Annotated in this window: 5 protein-coding genes; all 5 read left to right on the top strand. The window is 34.8% G+C overall.

The genetic code is table 11. The features are described 5' to 3' along the window. Positions 1-117 precede the first annotated feature (117 nt). Complete coding sequence (locus ACQUQZ_RS21075) at positions 118-2514, top strand: ABC transporter permease (RefSeq protein WP_435357069.1); 2397 nt, start codon at positions 118-120, stop codon at positions 2512-2514. A 94-nt stretch (positions 2515-2608) separates the two neighbouring features. Continuing rightward, complete coding sequence (locus ACQUQZ_RS21070) at positions 2609-5044, top strand: ABC transporter permease (RefSeq protein WP_435357068.1); 2436 nt, start codon at positions 2609-2611, stop codon at positions 5042-5044. Between the two features lie 119 nt (positions 5045-5163). Beyond that, on the top strand, positions 5164-7557 hold the full coding sequence (locus ACQUQZ_RS21065) for an ABC transporter permease (protein ID WP_435357067.1): 2394 nt from the start codon (positions 5164-5166) through the stop codon (positions 7555-7557). A 103-nt stretch (positions 7558-7660) separates the two neighbouring features. Then, positions 7661-10039, top strand: coding sequence for an ABC transporter permease (locus ACQUQZ_RS21060; RefSeq protein ID WP_435357066.1), 2379 nt, complete (start codon positions 7661-7663; stop codon positions 10037-10039). A gap of 97 nt (positions 10040-10136) precedes the next feature. Beyond that, a complete protein-coding gene (locus ACQUQZ_RS21055; protein ID WP_435357065.1) occupies positions 10137-12554 on the top strand; it encodes an FtsX-like permease family protein in 2418 nt (805 codons plus the stop codon).

The following is a 12554-nucleotide window of genomic DNA, read 5'->3' as shown; positions in this document are numbered from 1 at the left end:
TATTGATTTGGATTTTAATAGGTAAAAGGTTAATGGTGAAAGATTGGAAAAACACTATGCTTTCTCGGTTTTTGGCTTTCCCATTTTCAACGCTTAACTTTTTTAACCCACAATATTATGTTACGTAATTACTTAAAAATAGCCTTCCGTAATCTTGCTAAAAACAAGGTTTATTCTTTCATCAATATTGGTGGATTGGCAGTAGGCATCGCCGTATTTTGCCTAATTTCATTGTATGTAATTGATGAAATGAGTTTTGATGATTATCATGTAAAGTCTGATAATATTGTAAGAGTGGTGCATCATGCTGAATGGGAAGGAGGGCAAGCTCATCATGCGGTTACTTCTGCTGCCTTTGCATCAGCACTTAAGTCCGAATTTCCAGAGATAAAAGAAGCGGTTAGATTTGCACCCGAAGGCGGTGGTATTATCACTTTTGAAAATAAGACTATTAAAGCAGGTAATATAATTTTTACTGATAAAAATGTATTTGACGTTTTCACATTTCCATTTTTGACAGGTGACCCTAAAACGGCACTTTCAGAACCTAACACGATTGTTATTACTGAATCATTGGCAAAAAAAATATTTGGTAATGCACAAAATGCTCTAAATCAAACCATCCAATTTGACAAAACCATAGCCAATAAAATCACAGGTGTAATTAAGGATATTCCCAGCAATTCACATTTACAGTTTGAAGGCTTACGTTCGTTGCCCACTGGCTTTACTGCGGGCTGGCAAGAGTCAAATTTATACACTTATTTACTTCTTGACAATGGTGTTGATAAAAACGTGCTTGAGGCAAAGCTTCCACAATTTGCCCAAAAAACGATTTTAAAAGAGATGAAGGTAGTATCCTACAAAATGGAATTACAGCCATTACGTGATATTCATTTGCATTCCAATTTGCAATATGAAATAAGTGCTAATAATAGTATCGATCGCATGTATCTATTTATGGCATTGGCAGGTTTGATATTAATTATCGCCATGATTAATTACATGAATTTGGCAACAGCCAGAGCAGGTATGAGAATTCGTGAAGTAGGTGTTCGCAAGGCTATTGGCTCTACTCAAGGAGATTTAATCGGCTTATTTATTGTTGAATCGCTTACTTTCAGTATTATTGCCTCAGTTATTGCAGTTTTTTTGATTAATACTTTACTTCCATTTTTCAATCAATTTGCCGATAAATCTTTAGAATTAAATAGATTTGGTATAATTTCTTCAATCGCCATCTTTGCCATGTTCAGCTTATTTATTGGCTTTATCAGTGGTAGCTACCCCGCTTTCTTTCTTGCCCGATTCAGAACTATTTTGGCTTTAAAAGGCTTGACGGGAAGTTTAAATCAAAGCATAATTTTTAGAAAATCATTGGTAGTATTTCAATTTGCAACAACCATTATTTTAATTGCTGGAGCGTGGATTATTTACCAACAATTGCAATTTTCAGCCAATAAAGACCTTGGATTTAATAGAAAACAGGTTGTAACGATACATATTGACGACAGAAATTTACGTTTAAAGATTTCATCCCTAAAAGACCAATTGATGAAAGACCCTTTGATAGAAAATGTAGCTGCTGCGGGTAACCCTATTGGTAATAATAATTTAGGTCAGACTCCCTACTTTTTTGAAAAAACAGACGGTTCTATTTCTACCAATTCGAAAATTGTACAGGAACTTACTGTCAATCCATCTTTTATTCCTACGATGGATATAAAAATGCAATTGGGCAGTAACTTTTCAGAAAATAAACCAACTGATATTACGGGTGCTGCTCTTATTAATGAAACTTTAATGAAAGAACTTGGTTTTTCAAACCCAATAGGAAAAAGGATTCAAGTAAAAATAGATAACGAAGGTGGTATTGCCGAACGTCGAATAATCGGTGTATTCAAAGATTTTCATACGTATTCTTTACAACATAAAGTAGAACCAATGGTGTTGGTAATGCCTACGCAAGCATCTATGGAAGACAATCTTTATGTAAAAATCAATACTTCAAAAACCAAAGAAGCATTAGCTTATATTCAAAAGACGTTTCGGGAATTTGACAAATTAAATCCAATTGAAATAAATTTCCTGAATCAAAATTTTGCAAGGCAATATGAGTCGGAACAAAAACAAGGAGTTTTATCGCTATCGTTTGCCATTATTTCGGTGTTACTTGCTTGCCTTGGATTGTTTGGTTTAGCCGCTTTTACCGCACAACAACGAGTAAAAGAAATAGGTATCAGAAAGATACTGGGAGCGAGCATCAGTTCAATATTCTTTTTGTTGAATAAAGATTTTATAAAATTGGTATTGATTGCATCGGTCGTAGCCATGCCAATAGCCATAATTTTGATGAATAATTGGCTAAAAAACTTTGCTTATTCAATCGAAATTCAATGGTGGATATTTGTCGGGTCAGGTTGTATTTCATTATTAATTGCCTTACTAACAGTGAGTTATCAGGCCATTCGAGCAGCAATAATGAATCCTGTAAAAAGTTTGAAGACAGAGTGATTCAAGGATTTAGGAGATAAGATTTAGGAAAAATAGATAAAAAACCTAAACCCTAAACCCTGATTCCTAAAACCTTTAAAATTATGAAAAAGCTATGATAAAAAATTATTTAAAAATCGCCCTACGCAACCTTGCCAAAAACAAGGTTTACTCTTTTATTAATATTTTTGGTTTGGCTATTGGGCTTACTTGTTTTCTGCTCATTTCGCTTTATGTTTTGGACGAATTAAGCTACGACCGTCATTTCAAAGATGCCGACCGTATTTATCGTATCAATGCTGACATCAAATTTGGTGGAACTGACCAAAAAATGGCGGTAAGTTCAGACCCTTTTGGAGCAACGCTCAAAAAAGATTATGCTGAAGTGGAGCAATACGTTCGTATTTATGCCAACAATAGCCGTAGATTTATTAAAAAAGGCAATGAGTTTTTGGTAGAAAATGATTGTCTTCATGCCGATTCTACGCTTTTTGACATTTTTTCATTGAATGTTCTTGAAGGAGATGCAAAAACAGCATTGACCGAACCTAATACGCTTATCATTAGTCAATCGGCTGCACAAAAATATTTTGGAAATACCTCTGCTCTTGGCAAAACCCTCACCATTGGCGTTAGAGACCCCGTTGAATATAAAATCACGGCCGTGTATGAAGATTTGCCTACTAATACGCATTTTCAAACAAACCTTATTTTTTCATTCAAAAACATCAATGACTATAAGTTTGGCAATTTTCTTAGTCATAATTTTTATACATATATTAAGCTACGTGAAGGCGTTGATTACAAGCAATTTGAGAAAAAATTTGATGCAGTTGTTGATAAATACATCTTGCCCCAAGCCAAAGCATTTATGGACATCAAGAGCATGGATGAGTTTAGAAAAGCAGGAAATTACCTCCAATATTCGCTCACACCTCTTTTAGATATTCATTTAAAATCAGACAGAATCTATGAATTGAATACCAATGGAAATATTCAATATGTCTATATATTTTCAGTGGTGGCTTTGTTTTTATTGCTTATTGCTTGCATCAATTTCATGAATCTTAGTACGGCTCGTTCGGCCAATCGTGCTAAAGAAGTAGGGATTCGCAAGGTGATGGGTACACAACGTAATAGCCTCATTATACAATTTATGTCAGAGTCGGTGCTTACAAGTTACCTATCTTTTGGCTTTGCCTTGATTTTTACTGTGCTATTGATTCCTTATTTTAATGACATTGCAGGAAAACAATTTAGTTTCAAATCGCTTTTTCAAGTACAGTATTTACCTTTTTTAGTGACTTTACCTTTTGCAGTGGGTGTTTTGGCAGGTTATTATCCATCATTTTTCTTGTCGTCGTTCCGACCAATAGAGGTACTAAAGAGTAAACTTAATGCTAATTTCAGACGGTCAAACTTTCGTAATGCTTTGGTAACTTTTCAGTTTGTTACCTCGCTGGTTTTGGTAATTTCTACTTTTGTCATTTACAAACAACTCAATTTCATTCAACATAAAAATCTGGGTTTTTCTAAAGATAAAGTACTGGTCGTAACAGGGACTTCTTCTTTGCGTGATAATAACAATGTGTTCAAAGAAGAAGTAAAGAAAATAGCGGGAGTAAAAAATGCAACTTTTGCAGGTTTTTTACCAGTTGCCAATTCATCCAGAAGTGACAATACTTTTTCGACAGAGGCTGCATTTACTGCAAAAAATGGATTTAATATGCAAACTTGGGATATTGATGAAGATTATATTCCCACACTTGATATGGAAATTTTGAAGGGACGAAACTTCTCAAAGGCTTTTAGTACAGATTCATCGGCCATAATAATTAATGAACAAGCAGCCAAACTGTTAAGTTTTGCTGATCCAATTGGCAAGAAACTTTATGTAAGAGATGACACCCCGAATCATGTAATTGAATTTACGATTGTAGGAGTTGTAAAGAATTTTCATTATCAGTCTATGCGTGAAACCGTAGGTCCACTTTGCTTTCGTTATGGTAGAAGTGCTTGGGTAACAGCTTTTAAAATCACCACTGACGAACCTCAAAAACTTATTAAACAAATAGAAGCCAAATGGAAGGCTTTAGCTCCTGAAATGCCATTCAACTATCATTTTATGGATGAATCGTTTGATGAGATGTACAGAGCCGAGCAACGAATCGGTAAAATTGCTTTGATTTTTGCTTTACTCACAGTTTTGATTGCTTGTTTAGGCCTATTTGGATTAATCACCTATATCGCCGAGCAACGTACCAAAGAAATAGGTGTTAGAAAAGTGCTTGGTGCAAGTATTTGGAGTATTGTGAAACTCTTATCAAAAGATTTCTTGCAATTGGTTTGTATTGCTTTTGTTATTGCTACGCCACTGGCAGCTTATGCCATGAATACTTGGCTCAAAGATTTTGCCTTCCGTACTGATATTTCGATTTGGATTTTTGTGGGTGCTGGAATTGCCACTTTGTTAATAGCCTTACTAACAGTGAGTTATCAGGCAATAAAAGCAGCTTTAATGAATCCTGTGAAGAGTTTGAAAACGGAGTGATTCAAGGATTTAGGAGATAGGAATTAGGAGATAGGAATTAGGAAAAAAAATATAAAAAATAGCTTAAACCCTAATTCCTAAATCCTAATTCCTAAAACCTTAAAAACTATGAAAAAGCTATGATAAAAAATTATTTAAAAATCGCCTTACGAAACCTCGTTAAAAACAGGGTTTATTCGTTCATCAACATTTTTGGTCTTTCGGTAGGCATGGCTGTAGCTATGCTCATTGGGCTTTGGATTTTTGATGAATTTTCTGCCAATAAGCACCACAAAAACTACGGAACAATTTACCAAGTAATGATGCACCAAACTTTTGATGGGCATCGTGGTTCGCAACAGGCTTTGCCTTATCCGATGGGGGAAGAATTGAAAACTAAATATCCTGATTTTCAAGCAGTTGCGATGTGTGATTGGGGTGGGAATCGTTCTTTGGTAGTGGGTAATCAGAAATTCCTAAAAAACGGACATTATATTGGCGAAGAAGCCATTGATATGTTTTCATTAAAAGTACTAAATGGCGATAAAAATCCTTTGAAAGAACCTTATTCTATTGTTTTGACAGATGAAACCGCCCAAGCGATTTTTGGAAAACAAAACCCTATTGGCAAAACAGTTAGAATTGATAATTCGATTGACTTAAAAGTAACCGCCATTGTTGAAAAGCAGCCTAAAAATGCCACGCTACAATTTGATTATTTATTGCCTTGGATATTGCAGGCAAAGCAAAGCCCTGAATATATTAAACGCATAGCAACCGAATGGGGAAATAATTCTTTTCAGACTTACGTACAGCTAAAAGACGGCGTGAGTCCAGAAAAAACTAATGCTAAAATCAAAAATGTAGTTTTGAGTCATTTTACCGACAATAAATTGATGCAAGAGGGTATGAAACCCGAAGTTTTTATTCATCCAATGGCAAAATGGAGATTGTACAATGATTTTGAAAATGGGCAAAACACAGGCGGCTTTATCAAGTATGTGAAACTTTTTGGCATTTTTGGCATTTTCGTTTTGGTGATTGCTTGCATTAATTTCATGAATCTCAGCACAGCTCGTTCTGAGAAACGTGCCAAAGAAGTAGGTGTTCGTAAAGCTGTTGGTTCGGCACGGAAACAGCTCATCGGACAGTTTTTGAGCGAATCGCTTTTGATTGCGTTTTTTGCCCTAATCGTAGCACTTATTTTGGTTTTTATTTCGCTACCATATTTCAATACTCTCACCGAAAAATTGATGACTCTCCAATTGGGAAATCCAATTTTTTGGGGAATTATACTTGTTTTTACCTTATTTACAGGGCTTTTAGCAGGAAGTTACCCAGCATTGTATTTATCTTCGTTCAATCCTGTACAAATCCTTAAAGGCGGTGTCCATGTTGGCAAAAATGCTTCTTTGCCTCGCAAAGTCTTAGTTGTGATACAGTTCACCTTTTCGATTGTGCTAATGATAGGTACAATTATTATTTATCAACAAATACAGCACGGCAAAAATCGCCCCATAGGATTTAATAATAAAAGTTTGATTTCGGTAGATTCTTCTGATGATTTGAATAAAAATTTTGAACCCCTTCGTAACGAATTACTGGCGTCAGGTATGGTTTCGTCTATCTGCACAGCAAGTTCACCACCAACTCAAATCTATAGTAATACTAATGGCTGGGAATGGAAAGGCTCAACACAAGAAGACAAAGGAACATTATTTAATGTCATTGCTACAACTTACGATTATACCAAAACCCTCGGTATAAAATTCAAAGAAGGGAGAGATTTTTCAAGAGAATTTTCAACCGATTCGGCAGGTATTATTCTGAATGAAGCTGCCATAAAACGGATGGGTTTGAAAAATCCGATAGGCGAAATGATAAAATTGAATACCCAAGAATTCAAGATAGTTGGCATTATAGCCGATATAAATATGCAATCTCCTTTTGAGGCTATCAAACCATTGAGTATTATTTTTAACAAAAACTGGGTCAACGTATTTTGTGTACGAATCAACCCTAATGTTTCATCTTCAGAAGCCATTGCTAAGATTACGCCAATATTTGATAAATATAACCCTGGCTATCCTTTCGATTATAAATTTGCTGATACCGAATATTCCAAAAAATTTAATTACGAAGAACTCATCGGTAATCTCTCTTTGATTGTCTCTATTTTAGCCATTTTTATTTCTTGTTTAGGCTTATTTGGCTTGGCATCGTTCATGGCCGAACAACGCACCAAAGAAATCGGTATCCGAAAAGTTTTGGGAGCATCAGTAACTAATCTTTGGGGACTGTTATCACAAGATTTTGTAAAATTGGTTATTGTCTCGTGCCTAATTGCCTCACCAATAGCCTATTATAGTATGAGCGAATGGTTGGAAAGCTATAAAGATTACAAAATCAATATTGGTTTTGGTGTTTTTGTTTTGGTACTGGCTTTAGCGTTGGTAATTACCTTACTAACAGTGAGTTATCAGGCGATTAGAGCAGCAACGGCGAATCCTGTGAAGAGTTTGAAGACGGAGTAGTTTAGCTTTTGGCTATTAGCGATTAGCTTTTAGCCTTAAACAAATAACAATATTTTATTTAAATTTTTTAGCTAATTGCTAAAAGCTAATCGCTAAAACCTATATGATACGCAATTACTTAAAAATAGCTTGGAGAAATCTTTCTCGAAACAAAGTTTTTTCTTTCATCAACATCGCTGGACTGAGCATAGGTTTGGCATGTTGTATGCTCATTTTGCTTTATACAAAAGATGAGGTGAGTTTTGATAAATTTCATGAAAAGAAAGATAATTTGTATCAAATTACTTGTAAAATCACTGAAAAAGATGGGAGAGTAACTGATTATGGTATTGCTTCTATGATTCAAGGGCCTACATTTAAGGAAGAAATTCCTGAAATTGAAGCTTGTGTGCGAGTAAATGAACGAGATTATGTAGTAAAAAAAGGAAACGAAACTTTCTACGAAATGGGAAGTTGGGTAGATGATAACTTCTTTACTGTCTTTTCTTTTCCTTTGATTGAAGGCAATCCAAAAACAGTTTTGTCTGATATTCATTCGGTAGTGCTTACTGAAGAAATAGCTGAAAAATATTTTGGCAAAACCAATGCCATCGGGAAAGTAATGCAATTGGAAATTGATAACAAATTTGAGCCATTTGTGGTATCTGGTATTGCCAAAAATGCCCCTCAAAATTCGAGCATTCAATTCAAAATGTTATTGCCTTTCAAATATTATCAAGAAAAAAACAATGATGACCATTGGTTAAATCTAAACTATCCAAGCTATTTTGTGCTGAATCCGAAAGCAAATATCAAGAATGTAGAAGCAAAAATGGCTCAGGTTTTTGCATCCAAAGCAGGAAAAGAGATAGTAGAAGAACGAAAACATGGTTTTGATGCCAGCTTTGTATATGGAGTAAATCCTTTGTTGGATATGCACCTCAATACCAAATATGTGTATACAGCAGCCAGTAATCCAATTTATTCTTATATTTTATCGGGTATTGCTTTGTTTATTTTATTGATTGCTTGCATCAATTTTGTCAATCTTACAGTAGCACAATCGTTGCGAAGAGGGAAAGAAATTGGTATCAGAAAAGTAGTGGGGGGCGAGCGAAAACAACTGATTTGGCAGTTTTTGGGCGAGTCATTTGTGTTATGTTTCATTGCTTTTTCTTTGGCATTTTTGTTAGCTCAATTAGCTTTGCCCGTTTTCAATGAATTAGCGAATAAACGCTTAGAGTTAAGTTATTTGCTTGATTATCAATTAATTATTGGGTTTGTTTTATTATTTGTGCTAACAGTTTTTGCAGCGGGTTTTTATCCTTCTTTGGTTTTGTCGGGCTTCGACCCTGTGAAAACGCTCTATAACCGCTTCAAATTTTCAGATAAAAATTATCTTTCAAAAGGCTTGGTAGTTTTGCAATTTTCGCTGGCTACTTTCATGATTATTACTACATTTTTTATCTATAATCAATTTGATTATTTGACTCACAAAAGTTTGGGTTATAATGATAAAAATCTGCTTGTTGTCAGCGTTGGACAAGATGATAATCAAGCATTACAGCAAACATTTAAAAATGAATTTTCAAAAATTCCAGGCATTCAGTCGGTAGCTCTTCGACAAAATGGTTTTTGGGGAACAGGCTCAAAAGCCAATGGAAAAGATATTCCTGTGGCTTTCGAGCATATTGATGAAAATTATTTATCAACCCTTCAAATTCCTTTAGCTGCAGGTCGAAATTTCTCTAAAGGTTTTCCCAGCGATTCTACAAACTCGGTTTTGGTCAATGAAGCCTACGTAAAAGAAGCCGGTTGGAAAGGTTCGGGTGTAGGCAAAACTATTGATTTTTTGAATGGACAGGCCACAAAAATACTTATTGTAGGTGTAGTGAAGGACTATCACTATGGTTCATTAAGAGAAAAAATTAGACCTCAACTTTTCTCGATGCAGCCTAAAATGGGTTATGGAAGATTCCTACTGAGAATTGACCCTAAAAATAAGCCAAAAACCTTAGCAGCCATTGAAAGAATTTATCATTCGCTTGTGCCATATCGTCCTTTTAAGTACGACTACATGGAAGATATGAATTTTAAAAATTATGAATCAGAAGCAAAATGGAAGCAAATTATAGGTTTTGGTGCAATCTTAATGATTTTTATTTCTTGTATAGGTTTGTTTGGCCTGACAATGCTTTCGATTCAGCAGCGGACTAAAGAAATTGGTATCAGAAAAGTTTTGGGTGCAACTATTTTCCAAATTTCGAGTCTATTGTCTAAAAACTATATTGGTTTGGTTTTCATCGCTTTTGTTGTGGCTATTCCAGCCGCTTGGTATGCAACCACCCAATGGCTCGAAAACTTTGCTTATAAGATTGATATTTCATGGCAAATTTTTGCTTTGGCAGCAATATTAACAATCGTAATTGCCTTTCTAACAGTGAGTTATCAAGCTGTTCGGGCAGCTTTGATGAACCCAACGAAGAGTTTGAAAACGGAGTGATTCAAGGATTTAGGAGGTAGGATTTAGGGAAAATAGAAAAAAAAATAACCTAAAACCTAATTCCTGACTCCTAAAATCTTAAAAATTATGAAAAACTATGCTAAAAAATTATTTCAAAATTGCCCTCCGAAATCTTGTTAAAAACAAGGTTTATTCATTCATCAATATCGGTGGACTTGCCGTAGGTATGGCAATTTGCTTGTTGATTAATTTATACATTTTTGATGAACTGAGCTATGACAAACAATTTGAAAATGTAGAACAATTATATCGAGTCGGAACTTTGGCAAAAGACGAGAAATGGACATCGGTTTCGGCTCCTGTGGCTCAAGGATTGAAAAAGGATTTTGCGGAAGTTGAGCAAGTAGCACGTTTTCTGAAATTTCCGAATATGGATAAGATGCTACTGAAAAACACAAAGTTGAATAAGCAATTTTATGAAGACAATGGCTATTATGTAGATGATACTTTTTTTGAAATTTTCTCCTATCAGTCTAAATACGGGAGCCTTAAAAATGCCCTTACTGAACCCAACTCGATAGTTATTTCTGAAAATGTAGCCTCAAAAATGTTCGGAAATGAAAACCCACTTAATAAAACCATATCTGTTGAAATTCCTTACGGAAAAACGGACTTTATTGTAAAGGGTATATTTGACGAAAATCAGCAAAAATCGCATATTAATGCTCATTTTTTTCTCTCAATGGAAAATAATGATATTGGACAATGGGCTAAAAGTCAAACCTCTTGGTCAAATAATTCGATTTTCCATACTTACTTAAAATTAAAGAAAGGTGCTGATGCCGTAAAGTTTGAAGCTAAATTAGACGATTTTTTTCAAAGAAACGGCGGAGCAGATTTGAAAGCAGCAGGTGTTTCAAAATCGCTTTTTTTGCAACCAGTAAAAGATATTTATCTGAAATCATCATTTGGAAATGAGATTGCTGCCAATGGTAGTATGACCTATATTTATATTTTTGGGTCAATTGCAGTATTTTTATTGCTCATTGCCTGTATTAATTTCATGAATCTTTCAACGGCTCGTGCCGAAAAAAGAGCTAAAGAAGTTGGCATCAGAAAAGCAATTGGAGCAGTTAAGAGTGGACTTGTAGCTCAATTCTTGAGCGAGTCTTTAATTATGTGTCTGATTTCACTTTGCTTTGCTTTGGGCTTGGTAAAATTATTTTTACCACTATTTAATCAATTTACTCTCAAAGATTTAAGCCTTTTCCAAAACTCAAATTCCTTACTTTGGATTCCTGGAATTGCTCTTATAACGGGCCTTTTAGCAGGCCTCTATCCATCATTTTACTTGGCTTCGTTTAAACCCATAGAGGTTTTGAAAGGAAGATTAATCAACCGTATTTCTGCGGTAGCTATTCGTAAAGGATTGGTGGTTTTTCAATTTGCTATTTCAATTTCCCTGATTTTTGCCGTAGTAATCATTTGGCAGCAGATGAATTTAGTCCGAAATCAAGATTTAGGCTTTAATAAAAATCAACAAATTATTTTACCCTTACAAAGCACCACTTCAGCCAATAACGTAGGTGTTTTGAAGAATGAATTGCTGAAAATAACAGATGTAAAAGCCATTACATCGGGTACGAGTTATCCTGGAATTCAACTCATTGAGGACCAAATGTTTTATGCAGAAGGTAAAACACAAAATGAAAATGTGGATATTCACTATGTAAGGGCAAATGAAGACTATAGTGCCACTCTTGGTTATAAAACATTATTTGGAAGAGAATTGTCAAATAATCCCCAAGCCGATTCATCTGCCATTGTATTGAACGAATCTGCCGTTAAAAAATTAGGCTTTGATGTTAAAAACGCTATTGGCAAAAAGATATACTATGCTTGGAATAATAAAGTTTTATCAAGAGAAATCGTCGGCGTTATTAAAGATTTCAACTATCGTAGTTTGCACGAAGCAATCAGTCCTTTTGGACTTGTGAAACTCAATGACGGCGACCAAGCCTCCTACTTAATTGCTAATGTAAAAACAAGTAACTATAAAAATATCATTGGTGCTTTTGAAATAATTTGGAAGCATACAAACCCCGAAACCCCTTTTGAATACACTTTTCTCGACCAAGAATTTCAGCGAAATTATGAAAAAGAAGAGCGTACTGCTGGTATAATTATCTATTTCACACTTATTGCAATCGTAATAGCTTGTTTAGGATTATTTGGTTTAGCTACGTTCACTGCCGAACAACGTACCAAAGAAATTGGTATTAGAAAAGTTTTGGGAGCTTCAGTAATAAGCATTACGCAATTATTGTCGATTGATTTCTTGAAATTAGTATTCATTGCTTGTTTGTTGGCACTTCCTTTGGGCTATTGGATCATGACCAAATGGCTACAAGATTTTGCCTATAAAATTGATGTTTCTTGGTGGATATTTGCTTTGTCAGGATTTGTAGCAATTATAATTGCCTTACTAACAGTAAGTTATCAAGCTATCAAAGCAGCTTTAATGAATCCTGTGAAGAGTTTGAAAACGGAGTAG

Source organism: Emticicia sp. SJ17W-69, assembly GCF_051209875.1.
GTDB lineage: Bacteria > Bacteroidota > Bacteroidia > Cytophagales > Spirosomataceae > Emticicia.
This window is presented reverse-complemented; position numbering and strand designations above follow the sequence as displayed.